Genomic DNA, 20,261 nt, shown 5'->3' on the forward strand with positions numbered 1-20,261 from the left:
ATAATCATTAAAAAAATAATTAATTATGCAATAAAACATTATAAGTTGAGTTTATACATGGCCTAGTTTTTGCAAAGAATAATAAAACACCACACACAAATGAAAAAATATTTTTTAATCGCATTTTTACTTTGCACAACTTTTGGCGCTTTTGCCCAAAAGTTTGCTTATGTAGATACCGAGTATATTCTTAAGCACATGCCGGAATATAAATCGGCTTTGAGCCAACTGGAAGTGGCATCAAAACAATGGCAACAACAAGTTGACCAAAACTTCGGCGAAATTGATAAGATGTATAAGGCTTATCAGGCTGATCAGGTTTTATTAACTGATGATATGCGCAAACGCCGTGAAAATGAAATTATCGAAAAGGAAAAAGCTGCAAAAGAATTTCAACGCCAAAAATTTGGACCAGACGGAGATTTATTTCAGAGCAGAATTAAGTTAATTAAACCAGTACAGGATAAAGTTGCTGATGCTATTAAGCAGATTGCAAAGGCGAAATTTTTAGATTTTATCTTTGATAAAAGCAGCGAAGCTACCATGATGATTTACGCCAGCAGCAGTTATGATGTTAGTAATGATGTTATTGTAAAATTAGGTTACAAACCAGGGGCTGCAAAAAATTAGTATATTCGCCCTCGAAAAATTAGGAAAAACAATTAAAAAAATAAAAAGTAAAATAGAAATGAGAAAGTTAATTAACGTATTCTTTGTAGCAGCAGGTTTATTGTTTACAGCGAATATGGCAAATGCACAGCAAAAGATTGGTCACGTAAATTCTGAAGAGGTATTTGCAAACTTACCTGAATCTAAAACAGCACAAACTACTTTAGAAAACTTAAGCAAAACTAAGCAAGCTGAAATAGATGTGATGATTAAAGAATATCAATCTAAATTAACTGCAGCACAAGCTAAAGAAAAAACTCGTAGCGAAGCAAATAAAGAAACAGTTGATAAAGAATTACAAACAGCTGCAACTGAATTACAAGATTTACAAAAACGTATTGGCGATGCTCAAACTAAAGCTCAACAAGATTTAGGTAACAAACAAGCTGAATTAATTCAGCCAATTAATACTAAAGTAGCTAGCGCAGTAAATGCTGTTGCTAAAGAAAAAGGTTTAGCTTATGTTTTTGATACCGCAAACGGACAAGGTGGTAACAATTTAATTTTCTGGGATGGTGGTGATGATATTACTGCTGCTGTGAAAACTAAATTAGGTATTTCTGCAACTGCAGCAAAACCAGCGGCACCAAAAAAATAAAATATTAGCCGGGAGTTTAATGCTCTTGCTAAGTAAATTATAAAACGGAATTAAGTTTAACTTAATTCCGTTTTTTTTTTTGTTCGGTAATGCAAGATTAATTGTGATTTCGTCATTGCGAGGTACGAAGCAATCTCAATAAGAGATTTACTTTATGCTAAAAAGATAGGTTCTTATCTCGCATTAATGGTTGAGCATACATTTGCTTTGATAGAAAAATATTGCAACTTTACAATGTCTTTAACATTCCAACATTAATCAATACATGCAACAATCCTCACCAATAGGTATTTTCGATTCAGGATATGGCGGATTAACAGTCTTTCGTTCCATTGCAGAAAAGCTTCCGGATTACGACTATATTTATTTGGGTGATAATGCCCGTTCGCCATACGGCGACCATTCCTTTGATACGATATATCGTTACACATTAGAATGTGTTGAATGGCTCTTTGCGAAAGGCTGTAAGCTTGTTATCTTGGCCTGCAATACCGCATCAGCGAAGGCATTGCGAACCATTCAACAAAAAGATTTACCTTCAAGATATCCCGATAGGAGGGTATTGGGTGTCATCCGCCCAACAGCAGAAGTTATTGGAACATTTACAACAAGCAAAAATGTTGGTGTTATGGGTACGCGTGGAACGATAAATTCAGAATCTTATCTGCTTGAGATTAATAAGTTTTTCCCCGATGTTAAAGTTTACCAGCAAGCTTGCCCAATGTGGGTGCCATTGATTGAGAATAATGAACACCTGCAAGCCGGAGCAGATTTTTTTATTAAAGAATATAAAGATGCCTTAATGGCTCAATCGCCACAAATTGACTGTGTATTATTGGCTTGTACACATTATCCTTTATTAATGCCAAAGTTGAGAACTACCTTTCCGGATTACATCAATATTTTAACGCAAGGCGAAATTGTTGCAGAAAGCCTGGCAGATTATTTAGACAGGCATCCTGAGATAGCAGAAAAGCTCGCAAAAACCAAACAAAAACTATTTTATACTAGTGGCGATTGTGAGGTATTTGATAAAAATGCTTCAATATTTTTTGGAGATGAATTAAAGTCTGCCAAAATGTAGATAATCCTTCCTTTCGCTTTAAGATACTCGGTTAAGCTGAATAAAAGGACGGCTTCTCCATTAATTTCACACAATCCATTTATATTAAGTTAACGTCGGGTTTATCCCAAATTAACTCCATTGTGACAAAAGAAAACATTTTTGTTTAGGTTGTGAATATTTAAAAGGATAACTTTGCGCCTTGAAACCCTTACAATGAGTGATCAGATAAAACACGAATGCGGAATCGCTTTTATTCGCCTGTTAAAACCACTTTCTTACTACCAGCAAAAGTACGGTACAGCACTTTACGGCCTTAACAAATTATACCTTTTAATGGAAAAACAGCATAACCGAGGCCAGGATGGCGCTGGTATTGCAACCATTAAATTGGATATGAAACCAGGCAGTAGGTACATCAGCCGATATCGGAGTATGGCTTCGAACGCGGTTGCAGATATTTTTGAATATGTACAAAACAAATTTGTTGATATTCAGGAAAATACACCAGAACTAATGCAGGATACAGAGTGGCTCAAAAACAACGTTAGCTTTATTGGCGAGGTTTTATTGGGCCATTTGCGTTATGGTACACACGGTAAAAACAGCATCGAAAATTGCCACCCTTTTTTAAGGCAAAACAACTGGATGACACGTAACCTTGTTATTGCAGGTAATTTTAACATGACGAATGTTGATGAATTGCTAGAGCAATTGTACGAGTTAGGTCAACACCCAAAAGAAAAAGCAGATACGGTAACCGTTTTAGAGAAAATTGGTCACTTTTTAGATGATGAAAATCAGGACCTTTTTGATAAATATAAAAAAGAAGGGCACGATAATGTAGCCATCACACATAAAATTTCTGATAATTTAGATGTTGCGAATATCCTTCGTCGCTCAGCAAAAACCTGGGATGGTGGCTATTCTATCTGTGGTATGGTTGGTAACGGCGATTCTTTCATCATGAGAGATCCGGCAGGAATTCGTCCGGCTTATTATTATTATGATGATGAGATTGTTGTAGCGGCTTCAGAAAGGCCAGCTTTACAAACTGCGTTTAATATTCAGTTTAAAGATGTTAAGGAAATCGATCCGGGACATGCTTTAATTATTAAGAAAAACGGTGAAGTAAGCATGGAGCAATTCCGTGAACCTACGGAACGTTTATCTTGTTCTTTCGAGCGGATTTACTTTTCAAAAGGTAGCGATGTAGAAATTTATCGTGAACGTAAACAACTTGGTCGTTTATTGAGCGATAAAATTCTTCAAGCTGTAAATTACGATTTAAAAAATACAGTGTTCTCTTTCATACCAAACACCGCAGAAGTTGCTTTCTTTGGCATGGTTGATGGTGTTCAGCAATATGTTCGCAGGCATCAAAAAGATATTCTTTTGCATAAAAAGGAAGAACTTTCTGATGAACAACTGGAAGAATTATTATCATTGGCGCCAAGAGTAGAAAAGCTTGCCGTTAAAGATGTAAAACTTCGTACGTTTATTACACAAGATGCTGATAGAAGCGAAATGGTTGCGCATGTTTATGACACCACTTATGGCATTATAAACAATCACCAGGATACCTTAGTTGCACTTGATGATTCTATCGTTAGAGGAACCACGCTTAAGCAGAGTATTATTAAAATCGTTGATAGGTTGCATCCTAAGAAAATAATTATTGTTTCATCGGCACCTCAAATTCGTTACCCTGATTGTTATGGTATCGATATGAGCAGGATGGGGCAGTTTGTTGCCTTTGATGCGGCAATACAATTATTAACCGAACGTGGCATGTGGCAAGTAATTGAAGATGTTTACGCAAAATGTAAAGCCTCACTTTTATTGCCTAAAGAGGAAATTATAAATCACGTTAAAGAGATTTATAAACCTTTCACACCCGAAGAAATTTCTGCTAAAATTGCGCAGATAATTACACCTAAAGGAACCGTAGCCGAGGTTGAGGTAATTTACCAAAGCTTAGAAAATTTACACGAGGCTTGTCCGAAAAACAAGGGCGACTGGTATTTTTCTGGTAACTATCCAACGCCAGGTGGGAATAAAGTAGTTAATAAAGCATTTATTAATTGGAAAGAAGGAAACAATCAAAGAGCTTATTAAGCAATAATAGAAATTATTAAAAGGGTGAAAACGAAAGTTTTTGCCCTTTTTGCTTTTGCAACCCCGCTTTTTAGCAATTTTCCGTCATTGCGAGGCACGAAGCAATCTTAAAGCGTTCGTCATTCAAACCCCTAGTTGTAAGGTTGCTTTAAATCAAAGTTTTTATATTTCTCAAAATTTTGTTTTTTTTTGTCTTAGCCAGACAGGCTCTTTTCTTTTTGATGTCAAAAAGAAACAAAAAACACCGGCTGAAAATTTTTGTTTTGAAGTTTGTGAATTGGCTCGGTCAGTGCATCCCCAAAAATTTGTTAGGCCGGATTTAAGTAGAACGGAGATTTGTTGCTTGGGCTTAGCTGGTTGGCGAAATTAGTTCTACAAATTATTAAACATTGGATTTTTGCGCTCATTTTAAGCTTTCTTAAACAAGCTTAAGTTAAATAGCCCCGACAAAGCGTAAAGCCCGGAATGTAGCGCAGCGAAATGAGGACTTGAAGCGATGGCGGGATTATCGGAACCGATTAGCACAGATTTTGCGCTTCAAAAGAAAATAACAATGTTTTTTAGAATTCACCTCATCGCTAAGATTTGGTATCAAAACCCATAGTTTTAAGATTGCTTTCCAAAGAGTCGGGATAAACTGAGCCTTGCAATGAGGGCCGTACTTAGGTTATGTGTTATAGTGACTAGTGTAGACCGTGCAAATTTTTAAACGTAGTAATGGAAATATGTTTTTATAATAAGCCAGGAGGCAAAAATAATAATAATTACACCCGCAACTTTATTTAATTTTGTAAGCGAATTTTCATTTATCCGGTATCTTAACTTACTCGAATAAAAGCATTTAAATCCATCTACAGTAAGTTGTGTAATCATAGCGATGATACAACAAACCAACATCTCGTTGAGTTTATTATTAAGTTTTATAGAAATTATGCCACTTACAACTATCCAAAACATAAGTGTTGATGGCGTTAAGATGCACATTAAGAAACCTTTTAGTACGTAACCCCGTTTGCTGATTTTTTGGATAGCATTATCATGATATTGAACCCTGGTTTTAGCCACCAGGTAATAAATGCCAACAGCAAGTAAAAACACGCCGCCAATTATACCCACGTACTTATCAAACTTATCTATATTGGCCTGGTAATTAAAAAACTGGCTACCATATAACACAATACCTATTAAAATTATATCGCTAATAATCACTCCCGATGCTAAAGAAAAGCCAGCTTTGAAGCCTCTCTCTATACTGGTTTTAATCATTGCAAAAAATACCGGCCCTGTTAAAAACGATGAAATAATCCCTGCCCCTATACCTAACAATATGGCTTCAAACATGTATTCTGTTGTTTATGAATATGCGAATATGCAATTTATAGATTAACAAATCAACTTTAATTTTGTTACAGGTGCTTACTTAAAATAGCCGTTTTTTAATTTTTTTTTATTTAAGTTTAGCCCCACTAAAACTAAATTTTAAAAATGAGCAAAGAACAAGTACAAACGAAGTGGGGGCAGTTTATACCCTTGGTTACCGTTTTCTTTTTTTGGGGCTTTGTAGCCGCCAGTAACGATATTTTAATACCTGTTTTCAAAAAAGCTTTCGATTTATCTCAAGCAGAAAGTCAGTTGGTTTCATTAGCATTTTATATTGCTTATACTGTGGGGGCATTGATTTATAATGGTATTTCTGTGTTAATGAAACAGGATATCGTTAATAAATTAGGCTATAAAAATTCACTGGCTTTGGGTCTGGTTATTTCTGCTGTTGGTACGTTGTTATTTTATCCGGCAGCAAATACAGGTTCATTTCCATTAATGCTTTCAGGCTTATTTATTGTTGCCTTAGGTTTTTCATTGCAACAAACGGTTGCTAATCCTTTAGCAATTGCATTAGGCCCAATTAATACTGGCTCGCAGCGTTTAACTTTAGCTGGTGGTATTAATAACTTTGGTACAACCATCGGTCCATTGATTGTAAGTTTTGCAATTTTTGGTTCTGCTGCAACTGCAAGCTCTGATATTAGCATAGAAAGCGTAAAAGTTCCTTATCTAATTTTAGGTGTTGCTTTTATTGCGGTTGCTATTTTCTTAAAATTATCTTCACTACCTGATAGACCAGCTTTGGTAGAAGCCACTACTGAAGAAGTTGGTGCTAAAGGTTCTGCTTTAAAATATCCACAATTAGTATTGGGTATGATTGCAATTTTTGTATATGTTGGTGTTGAGGTTTCTACAGCAAGTAATTTGCCCGCCTATATGGAAAAAGATTTAGGCTTCGCTTTACATGATATTGCACCATATATTTCTCTTTATTGGGCGAGTATGATGATTGGTAGATGGACCGGCGCTGTTGAAGCTTTTACAGATAATGTAAGCACACAAAAGATTTTAAGATTTGTTGCGCCATATTTAGCTTTTGGAATTTTCTTAGCCGTTAACGCAATTGCCGACCATGATTTGGCGCCGTTTTATGTTTATGGCTTAATTATCTTAGTATTAATTATTGCTGACATGGCAAGTAAAGGAAACCCTGCAAGAATGTTGTTGATCTTCTCTGCAATCGGGATCTTAGCTTTACTAATCGGAATGTTTACAACCGGAATGGTAAGTGTTTACGCAATAACAAGTGTTGGTTTATTCTGCAGTACACTATGGCCATGTATTTTTACTTTAGCAGTTAGCGGTTTAGGTAAGCACACAAGTCAGGGAAGCAGTTTCTTAATTATGATGATTATGGGTGGTGGAATTATTAGCTGGCTTCAAGGTGCAGTTTCTGAAATTACAGGTATCCAATACAGCTATGTTGTAGGTATAATTTGTTTCGCTTATTTAGCTTTCTATGCTTGGAAGGTAAGTGGAATTTTAAGGTCGCAGGGAATTAGTTTTGATAAAAAACTTTCTGGCGGTCATTAACATTTAATAAACTATTTTTACAGCCACAGAAGCTTTTGCTTTTGTGGCTTTTTTAATTTTAAGCATGACTGAAAAACCAAGTTTCGATTCAATATTCATGAATCTTGCCACAGAACTGGCAACGCGTTCGCACTGCGTACGTGCTCATGTAGGTGCTGTATTAACAAAAGATACCCGAATTATTTCTATCGGTTACAATGGACCGCCGGCAGGTACACACAATTGTGATGAGGAATGGCCAGAACATGGTTGTGCGAGGGATAGCAAAGGTAGTTGTTCTTTAGCCTTACATGCAGAAGAAAATGCAATTCTTTATGCTTCTAAAAATGGTTCAAAGATAGAAGGCTGCACTTTATACACTACGTTATCTCCCTGTATTGCTTGTGCCCGCTTAATTTTATCATCAGGAATAAAATTGGTGTACTATTCTAAATCTTATGCAGCCTACAAAGGTTTAGCGAGTGATGAAGGTGTAGATTTTTTAAGGAAATTTGGGGTAGAGGTGAAGTTGATTGAGCCGTAATAAAATCATTTGAAATAATGGTTTTTCTTTGAACTTTTGGCTTTTACCTTTCGGCTTAAAATCCTATCTTTGCCCATGCAAGAAAAAATCATTATCGTCGATTTTGGTTCGCAATTTACACAACTCATAGCCCGTAGAGTTCGCGAATTAAATATTTACTGTGAAATATATCCATTCAATAACCTTCCTGATATTAACACGCCTGATGTAAAAGGTGTTATCTTTTCTGGTAGCCCTTATTCTGTTCGTCAGGAAGATGCTCCACAGGTTGATTTAAACAACTTCCACTTTAAGTTTCCTTTACTGGCTGTTTGTTATGGCGCTCAATATATTGCTCATAAATCTGGTGGTCAGGTTCAGGCTTCATCAACCAGAGAATATGGCCGTGCAAACCTTAATTTTGTAAATCAGGAGAATAAATTGTTTAAAGGCATAAACATCGATTCGCAAGTATGGATGAGTCATGGCGATACGATTACTCAAATGCCTGAAAATGCAGAATTAATTGCAAGTACTGAAAGCGTAAAAGTTGCAGCTTATCACATTAAGGATTCTGATACTTATGCCATTCAATTCCATCCGGAAGTTACACACAGTATTGATGGTAAAATCCTTTTAGAAAATTTCCTTGTAGATATTTGTGGATGTAGCCAAGATTGGACTTCTGCCGCTTTTATCGATACAACTATTGAAGAATTAAAGCAAACTTTAGGTAATGATAAGGTTGTTTTAGGTTTATCTGGTGGTGTAGATAGTAGTGTTGCCGCAGTATTATTGCACAAAGCAATCGGTGCAAACCTGCACTGTATTTTTGTTGATAATGGTTTATTGCGTAAAGATGAATATACACAAGTGCTTGAGCAATACAAGCACATGGGTTTAAATATTAAAGGTATTGATGCCAAAGACCGTTTTTTAAGTCAATTAGCCGGTTTAACTGATCCAGAGTTGAAACGTAAAGCTATTGGTCGTGTTTTTATTGAGGTTTTTGATGATGCTGCACACGAGGTTACTGGTGTAAACTGGTTAGGGCAGGGTACAATCTATCCTGATGTAATCGAATCAATATCTGTTAATGGTCCTTCTGCTACCATAAAATCGCACCATAATGTAGGCGGTTTACCAGATTTTATGAAATTGAAAGTTGTTGAGCCATTAAAAACTTTATTTAAAGATGAAGTTCGCCGCGTTGGTAAAGCTTTAGGTATTGATGATGTAATTCTTGGTCGTCATCCTTTCCCAGGGCCGGGTTTAGGTATCCGTATATTAGGTGAAGTTACAGCAGAAAAAGTAGCAATTTTGCAGGATGCTGATGCAATTTATATGCATGAATTGAAAGCTGCCGGCTTATATGATAAAATTTGGCAGGCGGGTTCTATTTTCCTTCCGGTTCAATCTGTTGGTGTTATGGGCGATGAGCGTACTTACGAGAACGTAATTGCACTTCGTGCAGTTGAATCGGTTGATGGTATGACAGCAGATTGGTGTCATTTACCTTATCCGGTTTTAGCAAAAATCTCAAACGAAATTATAAATAAGGTTAAAGGAATTAACCGGGTAGTTTATGATATTAGCTCAAAACCACCGGCAACTATCGAGTGGGAATAGCAACCTGTTATGGGTTGTCTGTTGTAGGTAGCCTGTATGAGTTAAAGCAATTAATCCGTTCGGTTTAAAGTATAACTGAATTAAATCTAACTTATGCTAGCAAGGTGGAATAAACTTTGCTAGCATATTTTGTTAATATATCACTATGGTTGTAAAATTTAGGCATTGGTCTTTAATTCTTGTTATTGCTGTTTTGGCAGCGTGTTCTCCTAAAATAGTTCCAACTCCAAAACCTGAAACCGAAAAAAAGACAGAACAAGAAAAGGCGCCTGAGAAGAAAACTGTAAAAAAATTATCTACAGCCAATATTTCTTTATTACTTCCCTTTAATCTTAATGATGTTAAACTAAAATCGATGAGTAAGGCAGACGCAGAAAAGTATGCTATGCCGATTGATTTTTACCAGGGTTTTAAAATGGGTTTGGATTCAACCGCATCTTCGGGCTTAAATTTTAACTTAAATGTTTTTGATACACAGGATGATAATACGCAGATTGGTTCACTCTTTAAACTCGAACAATTTAGGAAAAGCAATTTGGTTGTTGGTCCGGTTTTCCCGGTTGGTGTAAAATACATCTCCAACTATTCAAAACTAAATAATGTGCCTGTAGTATCTCCTTTGGCAGCTTCTCAGCCATCAGAGTTTAATAATCCTAACCTAATATCTGTTGTAAATAATATCGATTTACATGCAAAAAAGATTGCAACTTACATTAACAAAGCTGCGAATCCGGCGAGTGCGATTTTAGTGATCATCAACACGAAGAAAACAGAAGATGAGGCTTTTGCAGCACCTATACGTGATTTCTTCAAAAACCAGCAGGGCAATAAACTTATTATTCAGGAATACAATTCTGCGTTTGCTTTCGAAACAAAGATGATTAAAGGCAAGCAATATATGGTTGTTGTTGCATCTTCTGATAGGGCTTTTGTTCTGCCAACAATCGAAAAGTTATATAAGCTAAAAAATCTGCCTACCGGAGGTTATGCTATCAATCTTTTCGGACATCCATTATGGAGTAAGCAAAATTACCCGGCCGATAAGTTACAAAACCTAAATACTATCATTAGTTCTTCTTATAAAATTGATTATAAAAGCTCAAATGTGATTAATTTTATCAAAAGGTACAGACATAAATATGGCTTTGAACCTGGCGAATATGCATTTAAAGGCTTTGATATTGCCTATTTCTTTGGTAAAGTGTTATCAACCTACGGAACAGATTATCTGGAAAACCTAACTAAAGAAAAGTACAAAGGTTTACACAACAATTTCTCCTTTATTCATGATGCGCAATATGGTTATATCAATACCAGTTTGATGCTGCTTCGCTATAAAAATTTTGCCTTAGACGTTGTTGAGTAACCTTTAAATTAATAGTTTCATGAGAGTAGAGCATCAAATTAAAGCTTTTGAACAAATTTTATCGAGTTACGACGGCTCAATTCCACTTCATCGTTTTTTACCATCTTATTTCAAACAAAATAAACAAATGGGCTCATCGGATAGGAGATGGGCAACCAGGCATTTGTATAGTTTTTTTAGGCTTGGTAAAGCGCTGCCCAGTTTAAGTAGCGAATTGCGTTTAAGCATAGCTGATTTTCTGTGTCACGATACTTTGAGCCTAATTGTAGAAAAGAATTTGCCAGGTCTAGTTGATTATATCCTTAGTCCACTTGAAGAAAAATTAGCCCTAATTGGAGCAGCGTACCCTGATTTTAATATAGCTGATGTTTACCCATTTCAGAATAATCTTTCAGAAAGCGTAAAAAAGGATGAGTTCAATTCATCGTTTTTTATACAGCCCGATTTATTTATTAGGGTAAAAGAGGAAGCTTCTATTGAAGTTAAAAATCAATTAGATAGCGCAGGTATAGGTTTTAAGGTGATTTCTGAAACGGCTATCGCACTAGCAAACGGTACTAAATTAGAAACGGTATTAACCAATGGTAAATATCAGGTTCAGGATTTATCCTCACAACAAACAGGCTCGTTTTTTAAGCCACAAAAGTGGGATAAATGGTGGGATTGCTGTGCAGCATCTGGAGGAAAAACCTTATTGCTTCACAGTTTGGAGCCAGTTGTTGAATTATTGGTAACTGATTTAAGAGAAAGCATTCTAACCAATTTAGATGAGCGTTTTGCCCAGGCCGGAATAAGAAAATACCACAAAAAAGAACTCGATTTGCTTAAAAATAACGATCAGATTTTGCATCATTACGCATTTGATGGAATTATTTTAGATGCACCTTGCACAGGTTCGGGTACATGGGGCAGAACTCCTGAAATGCTGACGTATTTTGAAGAAAAGAAGATTAATCAGTTCGCTTCTATTCAGAAATCTATAGTTAATAATGTTATAAAATATCTAAAGCCAGGTAAGCCACTTATATACATTACTTGTTCAGCTTTTGCTGCAGAAAATGAGGATGTTATTAAACACATTACCGAGAATTTGCCTTTAACGCTAGAATCTATGGAATTGATTAAAGGTTACGAAAACAAGGCAGATACAATGTTTGTGGCAAGATTAATTAGAAAAGAACAAGATTAAAAATAATCGCTAAGGAGTCAATAGAATTTTTGACTAAGAATGCTCTACCTTAGATTTAAGATTCTTTTTGATGTATTTTATGAGTTCAATAATTATTGAAAGCACACCAATTATTAAAGTATATTCTTCAAAGCCGTTCATTATTTAGCCTTTCTATTTAGATAAATATACTCATATTTTGTTACAAGTTGTATTACAGGCCTGTATTATTTCTAAATAATTTTATTGCAATAGCTAATAAAATCACCCCAAAAGCTTTACGTAAAATATTAAGTCCGGATTTGCCAAATAGCTTTTCTAATCGATTGGTATTCTTTAAAACGAAATAAACAAATAAAATATTAAGCAATATGCCCACTAAAATATTTTGTGTTTGATATTCTGTTTTTAACGATAAAAGGGTTGTCATAGTTCCTGCACCTGCTATTAGCGGAAATGCCAGTGGTACAATAGACACGGTTTCAGGCGCTTCTTCCTTAAAAATTGTTAAACCTAAAACCATTTCCATCGCAATAAAAAAGATTACAAAAGAGCCGGCAATTGCAAAAGATTCTACATCAAGTCCGATTACTTTTAATAAAGATTCTCCTAAAAAAAGGAACAAAATCATCAAACCTGCTGCAACTAATGAAGCTTTTTCTGATTCAATATGCCCAGCCTTGCGGCGTAACTGAATAATAACCGGTATCGATCCTAATATATCAATGATGGCGAAAAGCACCATTGTAGTGGTTAAAATCTGATTTAAATCGAACTTCATAAAATCAAGTTTCATATTGAGTTATTTTTAACAAAGGTATGGCATTTTGATTTATTCAATACAGTTAATCTAGAAATAGAATTGAGTTCTTAAGGTAAGTACGTTATCTCTCCTATCATTTTCATAACCAGGTATTTGGGTTGCTTCATTTTTAATCATATCGTAGTAAAGCACAGCTTTAAAGTGCGGATTAAAATGATGTAAAAAACCAAATCCAAAAGTGTCAAATCTAACATCCGCAGCTGATAAACCTTGTATCGAGTTAACGGCCATTCCTTTAACCTTAGCATTAGGATCGTAGTAATCGTACTTTAAAATAACTTGATTATCTGTACTGTTAAGCGTTTGCACAAAAGTAACATAAGCCCCGTTAAAACTTCTTGTATAATAAGGTAAGGCTATCGATTTATTATCTACGGGATAGGAACCAGGCGTAGTTGAGGTGGTTGAAGTTCCCGTTTGTAAACCAGAAATTACTTCTGCCCTTAGTTCTGATTTCCAGCTTTCTGATGTTGTTGAAAATTGAATATCAGTGCCATAATATCGTCTTGGTGCTATTGTGTTTATTGTTTTTGCCGAGGAATCTTTAACCATCGACCATAAATTATTAATGTTTTCCGTTTTATAACTTACAGGAAGGCGATGATTTAAACCGCCTTGCAAAGTGCTTATCCCTCCGGCAATTGATAGTGGAATGCTTTTTATTATGTAAGGCTTGTGACTTAATCTGAAAATAAAATCTTTGCTGTTATCAAATTCGGCTGGTCCGGATAATCCTTGCCCGTTGTAAATGCCTAAATCAAATACAAAGTTTTTCAGCTTTGCACCTTTCCATCTAGGGTTTAAAGTAAATGTTACGCCTAAATCACGTTCAGTTTTCATTAAAATTTGCGACATTCGTCCTCGTTCCGGTGCTTCACGCACAGATGAAGATAATTGAAGTTCGTTACCGAACGGGCGGCCGGATAAGCCTAGGGTGACATATAAAAACTTCCATTTGTTTTCATAGTATCTGCCCCAGAAATCTCTCACTGCAACACCTTGTTCTGTTCCATCAAATTGAAGTACAAAATAAGTTGATGGTGCGCCCTCATCTGTTAAAAGCATGTAATCGGCTCTAAGCCTTCCTCTTCTTAATCTAAAACGATTGCTTGTGTTTTCCCCAAAATTTCCACCTTGGTATTCGGCTTGTGTTCCATTGGATTGTGCAAGCTGAAATTGAGGTTGTAAATATCCGCTGAAAGAAAGTGAACCGTATTTTTTTGATATGATTAGCAAATGGTTTACCGTGGTAGAATCCATAACATCATTTATTGTTCTTTGCGCCAATACCCTGGAAGAAAACAGGAATACAGTAAGTAAAATGAGCAGGTAACGCATTTTGATTGTTAAATGATGATTCATCGAAAATTTTTTTCAAAGTTAGAGCAAATAAATCCCTAACGAAATTATTAGCATAAAAAAAGCCCCGATAAATTCGGGGCTCAAAAAATTTATTTAATTTATAACTGTGGTTTAGGTGGGTCTGTTGGTTCAACAACAATACCTTTATTTCCTAATACCGAATTTTTCTTACCATATAAGAAGTAGATTGCAACACCTAATCCCATCCAAATTGCAAGTCTAATCCAAGCTTCAATTGGTAATGAAGACATTAGATAAACACATACAACAATACCCATAATTGGCACAAATGGAACTAATGGCGTTCTGAAAGGGCGAGGTCTATCCGGGTCAGTTTTACGCAATAACATTACGCCGATGCAAACTAAAGAAAAGGCGAACAATGTACCTATAGATACCATGTGGCCTAAATCTGTTACCGGAACAAAACCTGCAAAAATACTCACAAAAACCATGAAGAATAAGTTTGTTTTAAATGGAGTTCTGAATTTTGAATGAATGCTGCTGAAGAATTTAGGTAATAAACCATCTTTAGACATTGTATAGAATACACGTGACTGGCCCATTAACATTACTAAAATTACTGAAGTATAACCAGCAAGAATAGCAATGATTAAACCCATTTGTAACCAGCCGTAACCTGTAACTTTAAATGCTGTTGCGGCAGGAGAAGCATCACCTTTAAATACTGAGAACGGTACTAAACCTGTCATTACGTGTGCGAATAAAACGTAAAGGATTGTACACACCACCAATGAACCCAAAATACCAATTGGCATACCTTTTTGAGGATTTTTAGCTTCCTGAGCTGCAGTTGATACTGCATCAAAACCGATAAAAGCAAAGAATACTAATGCTGCACCGGCTGCAATACCTGAAATACCAAATTCACCTTTAACACCAGTGTTTTCTGGAATATATGGCGTGTGGTTAGCAGGATTGATGAATTTCCACCCAAGCGTAATAAAAATAATTACTACAGCTACTTTTACAATAACTAAAATGTTATTAAGGCTTGCAGATTCTTTGGTTCCTCTAATTAGCATTAATGATAAAAGGGAAACGATTACCACAGCCGGAAGGTTAATTCCACCGCCATCTACCTCAGCAAAAGATTTTGATAAAGAGAGGGGCATCTGCATTCCGAATTCGTGAAGTAACTTATTGAAATATCCTGACCAGGAAACACCTACTGTGGCAGCTCCAAGGGCATATTCCAATACTAAATCCCAACCGATAACCCATGCCATAAATTCGCCCATGGTTGCGTAAGAATATGTATAAGCACTACCCGCAACAGGAATCATTGATGCAAACTCTGCATAACATAAGCCAGCGAAAGCACAGCCAACTGCTGCCAATACAAATGATAATGTTACCGCAGGACCAGCATGGTCAGCTGCAGCGATACCTGTTAAAGAGAATAAACCTGCCCCAATAATAGCACCGATACCCAACGCAACAAGGCTCGTACTGCTTAGTGTACGTTTGAGTGTGCCCTCACCACTTTCAGCAGATTCTGCTATAAGCACATCAATAGGCTTTTTTAGATTCATAATTTGTTTAGTGTTTGTTTGTTGATTTATGATAATAAGCGGTAAACCTAAATAAAAATTACCAAAAAGTAAAAGGGATTTTTTTAAAAAATCCCTTTACATTCCATTTATATCTACGATTTTACAACTAACGGCCTAAAGTGTCGGTTGTATTAATCAAAGTATCTGTTATGGTATTGCTAGAAGCATCAGTTTTTTGCTCAATTCTCATTTCCTTCCTAACTTCTAGCTTTTGTGTTGTATTTACGGCCTTAACTGCAATGTATGGTGCAATTACCAATGAAACTATCGACATTAATTTGATTAAAATGTTCATCGAAGGTCCGGAAGTATCTTTAAATGGATCGCCAACGGTATCGCCTGTTACAGAAGCTTTGTGCGGTTCTGATTTTTTATAATGCATTTCTCCATTAATCATTACGCCTTGTTCAAAAGATTTTTTAGCATTATCCCAGGCACCGCCTGCATTACTCTGAAATATCCCCATTAAAACGCCTGTTACGGTAACGCCGGCTAACAATCCGCCTAAAACTTCTGGTCCGAAGGTAAAACCAATGATTACAGGAGTTATCAAAGCGATTGCACCCGGCATCATCATTTCGCGAATAGATGCTTTTGTAGAGATGGCAACACATTTTTCATATTCTGGTTTGGCTTTGTATTCCATAATTCCCGGAATTTCACGGAACTGGCGACGAACTTCTTGTACCATATCCATGGCTGCTTTACCAACAGCCTGAATACAAAGTGCAGAAAATATAAAAGGAATCATACCGCCTACAAATAAACCTGCTAAAACCGGGGCTTTATAAATATCAATTGCGGTAATGCCTGCAATACCAACAAATGCAGCAAATAATGCTAACGAAGTTAATGCTGCTGATGCAATTGCAAATCCTTTACCTGTAGCCGCAGTTGTATTTCCTACTGCATCTAAATTATCGGTACGTTCACGAACTTCAGGTGGTAATTGGCTCATTTCGGCAATACCGCCGGCATTATCTGCAATTGGCCCGAAAGCATCAATGGCTAATTGCATTGCTGTTGTGGCCATCATACCCGCTGCCGCTATGGCAACTCCATATAATCCAGCAAAATAATAAGAAGACATGATACCGCCAGCTAAAACCAGAATAGGAATTACTGTAGATTTCATGCCAACAGATAAACCTGCAATTATATTTGTAGCATGGCCGGTAGAAGATTGTTGAATAATTGAATTTACCGGGCCTTTGCCCATTGCTGTATAATATTCGGTAACAATACTCATAATTGTACCTACAACTAAGCCCACCATAATTGCATAAAACACATTCATGCTCGAAAACTCATAACCACGCAGGTTTAGTGTTTCTGGCAACATCCATTTTACAATAAAAAATGATGAAACGGCCGTTATCAAAATAGATGACCAGTTCCCTAAATTTAGTGCATTTTGGACATTCGATTTTTCGTCTTTTATGGTTACAAACCAGGTACCGATGATGGAAAAGATAATACCTAAACCACAAATCACCATTGGCAATAAGATAGGAGACATACCTCCAAAATTATCCGTAACAGAAATTTCCTGCCCTAAAACCATTGTAGCTAAAATTGTAGCAACGTAGGAGCCAAATAAATCGGCGCCCATTCCGGCAACATCACCCACGTTATCGCCTACGTTATCGGCAATAGTTGCAGGGTTACGCACATCATCCTCTGGGATTCCCGCTTCAACTTTCCCAACTAAATCTGCGCCAACATCGGCAGCTTTGGTGTATATACCACCACCAACACGGGCAAATAAGGCAATAGATTCAGCGCCTAAAGAAAAGCCTGTTAAAACTTCAATGGCGGTTTTCATATTGATTACGCTAACGGCACCATCTGCGCCAATAACATCAAAATAAGATAGAAATACAATAAATAAGCCTCCCAAACCCAAAACAGCTAATCCGGCAACGCCTAAACCCATCACCGTTCCGCCTGTAAAACTTACCTTTAAAGCTTGTTTTAAGCTGGTTCTGGCTGCTTGTGTGGTTCTAACATTTGCTTTGGTTGCAGCTTTCATGCCTATGTATCCGGCAAATGCCGAGAAAAAGGCACCAATTAAAAATGAAATTGAAATAATCCAGCTCGAATGCATGGGTACCCCATTAATTTCTGTTATCGTTCCTGAGTAGGCTAATAAGGCTGCGGTAAATACAGCAAAAATACTTAATACTCTCCATTCGGCTTTCAAAAATGCCATTGCACCATCGGCTATGTAACCTGCAAGCTCCTGCATGTTTTTGTCGCCGGCATCTTGCTTGCTCACCCAGGCACTTTTAATCATCATAACAATTATCCCGATAAGCCCAAGAACCGGGATGGTGTAAATAAGGTTCTCTTGTAAAAAATTCATAGTTTAATATTTGGTTATTGATTTAGTTGCATAATACTCAAATTTCAGATCGTTGCTTTCCTCATAAAAACACTAACCTTATCGTTTCATTTGGTTATTATTTAGCAAGTTAATAAATATTTTTTCTTATGATTAATAATTTCACAACCATATAGTATAATATTTTATCAAGCAAAATAATACATGTTTAAGCCCTTAGAATTGTTTTTTTTAAATAATTTAGCCACAACTAAACCAAAAACCGAAAAAACTAAAGATGGAAAAATTTGAGGGCAATGAGCCTGCTAAGAAAAAGCTTGGCCTTTTTGATGCCATAATGCTTGTTATGGGTTCAATGATTGGAAGCGGTATATTTATCGTAAGCGCCGATATCATGAGAAACTTAGGCTCTGGTTATTGGTTAATTGTAGTTTGGTTAATAACCGGTGTAATGACCGTTGCCGCTGCAATCTCTTATGGCGAGCTCTCTGCTATCTTTCCAAAAGCGGGTGGTCAGTACACATACTTAAAAGAAATTTTCGGCAAAATGATGGGATTTCTTTACGGATGGGGCATGTTCACCGTAATTCAAACCGGAACAATCGCTGCCGTTGCTGTTGCTTTCGGCAAATTTACGGCCTATTTAATTCCAGCCTTAAATGATGCTGATCCTCTATTTCAAAGCGGTAGTTACAAAATCACCTGGATACAAATTTTAGCCATCGGCGTAATTTTACTGCTTACCTACATAAATACTAAAGGTGTGGAAAGTGGCAAATGGCTGCAAAATATTTTTACAGGCTCTAAAATTGTAGCCTTACTGGGCTTAATTATTTTAGGGTTTTTGTTAGTTAAAACCAACTTTTGGTCTGGCAACATGGCTTTTGGTTGGGATGCATTTAATAACCTTAAAACCGATATGGGCGGAAGTTTTACCAAAGCCGGCTGGGAATCAATCACCGGAATGACGGTAATGGGAGGTATAGCCGCTGCAATGGTAGGTTCTGTATTTTCAAGCGTAGCCTGGGAAAATGTGACTTTTGTTTCTGGCGAAATCGATAATCCCAAAAAGAATGTTGTAAGGGCAATGGTACTGGGCACATCTGCGGTGATGATACTTTATCTATTAATCAACTTTGTTTACCTAAGTAATTTAGATAGAGATGGAATTGCCTTTGCAGTTAATGATAGGGTTGCTGTGGTCGTTTCTGAGCAGATTTTTGGTAGCGGAGTTGGTACAATTGTCATCGCCGTTTTGGTTATGATTTCTACATTTGGCTGCGTTAATGGAATTGTATTGGCAGGCTCAAGAGTTTTCCAGACTATGGCTAAAGATGGAATGTTTTTTAAAGCCGCTATTAACAATAATAAAAATGGAGTTCCGGCAAAATCGCTTTGGATGCAAGGCATTTGGGCATCGGTATTGTGTTTAAGCGGACAATACGGTAACCTTTTAGATATGATATCTTTCGTTATTGTACTGTTCTATATGATTACCGTATTTGGCGTAATCTATTTAAGGTTCAAAAAACCAGATTTAGAAAGACCTTACAAAACATGGCTGTACCCGGTTACACCAATTATTTATTTACTAATTGGAACTGCATTTTGCATTCTGCTATTAATATATAAACAACAGTATACTTGGCCCGGACTAATAATTGTATTGTTGGGCGTACCCGTTTATTTATTTATAAATAGAAAAAACACGTAAATCCTATTTCTTTTCTCGTCATTCCCGAGTATTCGGGAATCCTAAAGCACTATACAATTCGCTTTAAGATTCCCAATTAAATTGGGAATGACGACTGTCCGATAGACAATTGGCCTAATCAAGCAAAACAAATCTTTTTGAGACAGCTTTTTTTTATTTTAAAATTTTTAGAAAATCAAGGTTCTGTGTCCATCGGTTTCGCTAGTCCCGCCCTTTGCTAAATGCCGAAGAAAAATCGGCATACCGCTGCCGGTCGGGTTTAGATTGGTTATTGTTTTGCAAATAACTCAGTTTTAAAACCTGGCAAATGCGAAAGGTAAATCAAGTGAGTAACATTAATACTTTTATAAAATCATTTAAGCTTCAAATAATTCTAGTAGTAAATAAAGCCCGATTCTTATTTGTATTT

15 protein-coding genes are annotated in these 20,261 nt (G+C 36.4%); 10 read left to right on the plus strand and 5 right to left on the minus strand.

Annotated features, from left to right (window positions below; genetic code table 11):
- Positions 1 to 99 precede the first annotated feature (99 nt).
- The 4 genes from LUA90_RS17640 to LUA90_RS17655 all read left to right on the plus strand — a co-directional run bounded on the left by LUA90_RS17640 (position 100) and on the right by LUA90_RS17655 (position 4,448).
- Entirely contained in the window at positions 100 to 630 is a 531-nt protein-coding gene (locus LUA90_RS17640; RefSeq protein WP_231463209.1) for an OmpH family outer membrane protein, read from the plus strand.
- 58 nt (positions 631 to 688) lie between these two features.
- Positions 689 to 1,267 carry an OmpH family outer membrane protein gene (locus tag LUA90_RS17645; protein ID WP_231463207.1) on the plus strand — a complete coding sequence of 193 codons (579 nt, stop codon included), beginning with the start codon at positions 689 to 691 and terminating at the stop codon, positions 1,265 to 1,267.
- Between the two features lie 265 nt (positions 1,268 to 1,532).
- Complete coding sequence (gene murI, locus LUA90_RS17650; RefSeq protein ID WP_231463205.1) at positions 1,533 to 2,351, plus strand: glutamate racemase; 819 nt, start codon at positions 1,533 to 1,535, stop codon at positions 2,349 to 2,351.
- A 195-nt stretch (positions 2,352 to 2,546) separates the two neighbouring features.
- On the plus strand, positions 2,547 to 4,448 hold the full coding sequence (locus tag LUA90_RS17655) for a class II glutamine amidotransferase (RefSeq protein WP_231463203.1): 1,902 nt from the start codon (positions 2,547 to 2,549) through the stop codon (positions 4,446 to 4,448).
- Positions 4,449 to 5,153: 705 nt separating this feature from the next.
- Here the strand turns inward: LUA90_RS17655 and LUA90_RS17660 are convergent.
- A complete protein-coding gene (locus LUA90_RS17660) occupies positions 5,154 to 5,789 on the minus strand; it encodes a LysE family translocator (protein WP_231463201.1) in 636 nt (211 codons plus the stop codon).
- A gap of 144 nt (positions 5,790 to 5,933) precedes the next feature.
- Between LUA90_RS17660 and LUA90_RS17665 the strand changes: the two genes are divergently transcribed.
- The 5 genes from LUA90_RS17665 (at position 5,934) to LUA90_RS17685 (ending at position 12,053) form a co-directional block, all read left to right on the plus strand.
- The gene (locus LUA90_RS17665) at positions 5,934 to 7,367 is read left to right on the plus strand and encodes an MFS transporter (protein ID WP_231463200.1); all 1,434 of its coding nucleotides are present in this window, start codon (positions 5,934 to 5,936) and stop codon (positions 7,365 to 7,367) included.
- Between the two features lie 64 nt (positions 7,368 to 7,431).
- Complete coding sequence (locus tag LUA90_RS17670) at positions 7,432 to 7,890, plus strand: dCMP deaminase family protein (RefSeq protein WP_231463198.1); 459 nt, start codon at positions 7,432 to 7,434, stop codon at positions 7,888 to 7,890.
- 75 nt (positions 7,891 to 7,965) lie between these two features.
- On the plus strand, positions 7,966 to 9,498 hold the full coding sequence (gene guaA / locus LUA90_RS17675) for a glutamine-hydrolyzing GMP synthase (protein ID WP_231463196.1): 1,533 nt from the start codon (positions 7,966 to 7,968) through the stop codon (positions 9,496 to 9,498).
- A gap of 145 nt (positions 9,499 to 9,643) precedes the next feature.
- Positions 9,644 to 10,864, plus strand: coding sequence for an amino acid ABC transporter substrate-binding protein (locus tag LUA90_RS17680; RefSeq protein ID WP_231463193.1), 1,221 nt, complete (start codon positions 9,644 to 9,646; stop codon positions 10,862 to 10,864).
- Between the two features lie 19 nt (positions 10,865 to 10,883).
- A complete protein-coding gene (locus LUA90_RS17685) occupies positions 10,884 to 12,053 on the plus strand; it encodes an RsmB/NOP family class I SAM-dependent RNA methyltransferase (RefSeq protein ID WP_231463192.1) in 1,170 nt (389 codons plus the stop codon).
- A gap of 193 nt (positions 12,054 to 12,246) precedes the next feature.
- On the opposite strand, the gene LUA90_RS17690 is transcribed toward LUA90_RS17685, so the two are convergent.
- From LUA90_RS17690 to LUA90_RS17705, 4 genes are all read right to left on the minus strand, one after another.
- Complete coding sequence (locus LUA90_RS17690; protein ID WP_231463510.1) at positions 12,247 to 12,813, minus strand: MarC family protein; 567 nt, start codon at positions 12,811 to 12,813, stop codon at positions 12,247 to 12,249.
- A 69-nt stretch (positions 12,814 to 12,882) separates the two neighbouring features.
- Positions 12,883 to 14,217, minus strand: a complete 1,335-nt coding sequence (locus LUA90_RS17695; RefSeq protein WP_231463189.1) for a porin — start codon at positions 14,215 to 14,217, stop codon at positions 12,883 to 12,885.
- Positions 14,218 to 14,315: 98 nt separating this feature from the next.
- Positions 14,316 to 15,773: an amino acid permease gene (locus tag LUA90_RS17700; RefSeq protein ID WP_231491916.1), complete on the minus strand. Its 1,458-nt coding sequence runs from the start codon at positions 15,771 to 15,773 to the stop codon at positions 14,316 to 14,318.
- Between the two features lie 127 nt (positions 15,774 to 15,900).
- Positions 15,901 to 18,159, minus strand: a complete 2,259-nt coding sequence (locus LUA90_RS17705; RefSeq protein ID WP_231491917.1) for a sodium-translocating pyrophosphatase — start codon at positions 18,157 to 18,159, stop codon at positions 15,901 to 15,903.
- Between the two features lie 256 nt (positions 18,160 to 18,415).
- Between LUA90_RS17705 and LUA90_RS17710 the strand changes: the two genes are divergently transcribed.
- Entirely contained in the window at positions 18,416 to 19,852 is a 1,437-nt protein-coding gene (locus tag LUA90_RS17710; protein ID WP_231491918.1) for an APC family permease, read from the plus strand.
- Positions 19,853 to 20,261 lie beyond the last annotated feature (409 nt).

This window comes from Pedobacter sp. Leaf170, assembly GCF_920984665.1.
Taxonomy (GTDB): domain Bacteria; phylum Bacteroidota; class Bacteroidia; order Sphingobacteriales; family Sphingobacteriaceae; genus Pedobacter.

What these genes read in the sequence shown, in the direction of transcription:
- LUA90_RS17640 (WP_231463209.1), top strand. Translation starts at nt 100, where the DNA reads ATGAAAAAATATTTTTTAATCGCATTTTTACTTTGCACAACTTTTGGC.
- LUA90_RS17645 (WP_231463207.1), top strand. Translation starts at nt 689, where the DNA reads ATGAGAAAGTTAATTAACGTATTCTTTGTAGCAGCAGGTTTATTGTTT.
- murI (WP_231463205.1), top strand. Translation starts at nt 1,533, where the DNA reads ATGCAACAATCCTCACCAATAGGTATTTTCGATTCAGGATATGGCGGA.
- LUA90_RS17655 (WP_231463203.1), top strand. Translation starts at nt 2,547, where the DNA reads ATGAGTGATCAGATAAAACACGAATGCGGAATCGCTTTTATTCGCCTG.
- LUA90_RS17660 (WP_231463201.1), bottom strand. Translation starts at nt 5,789, where the DNA reads ATGTTTGAAGCCATATTGTTAGGTATAGGGGCAGGGATTATTTCATCG.
- LUA90_RS17665 (WP_231463200.1), top strand. Translation starts at nt 5,934, where the DNA reads ATGAGCAAAGAACAAGTACAAACGAAGTGGGGGCAGTTTATACCCTTG.
- LUA90_RS17670 (WP_231463198.1), top strand. Translation starts at nt 7,432, where the DNA reads ATGACTGAAAAACCAAGTTTCGATTCAATATTCATGAATCTTGCCACA.
- guaA (WP_231463196.1), top strand. Translation starts at nt 7,966, where the DNA reads ATGCAAGAAAAAATCATTATCGTCGATTTTGGTTCGCAATTTACACAA.
- LUA90_RS17680 (WP_231463193.1), top strand. Translation starts at nt 9,644, where the DNA reads ATGGTTGTAAAATTTAGGCATTGGTCTTTAATTCTTGTTATTGCTGTT.
- LUA90_RS17685 (WP_231463192.1), top strand. Translation starts at nt 10,884, where the DNA reads ATGAGAGTAGAGCATCAAATTAAAGCTTTTGAACAAATTTTATCGAGT.
- LUA90_RS17690 (WP_231463510.1), bottom strand. Translation starts at nt 12,813, where the DNA reads ATGAAGTTCGATTTAAATCAGATTTTAACCACTACAATGGTGCTTTTC.
- LUA90_RS17695 (WP_231463189.1), bottom strand. Translation starts at nt 14,217, where the DNA reads ATGAATCATCATTTAACAATCAAAATGCGTTACCTGCTCATTTTACTT.
- LUA90_RS17700 (WP_231491916.1), bottom strand. Translation starts at nt 15,773, where the DNA reads ATGAATCTAAAAAAGCCTATTGATGTGCTTATAGCAGAATCTGCTGAA.
- LUA90_RS17705 (WP_231491917.1), bottom strand. Translation starts at nt 18,159, where the DNA reads ATGAATTTTTTACAAGAGAACCTTATTTACACCATCCCGGTTCTTGGG.
- LUA90_RS17710 (WP_231491918.1), top strand. Translation starts at nt 18,416, where the DNA reads ATGGAAAAATTTGAGGGCAATGAGCCTGCTAAGAAAAAGCTTGGCCTT.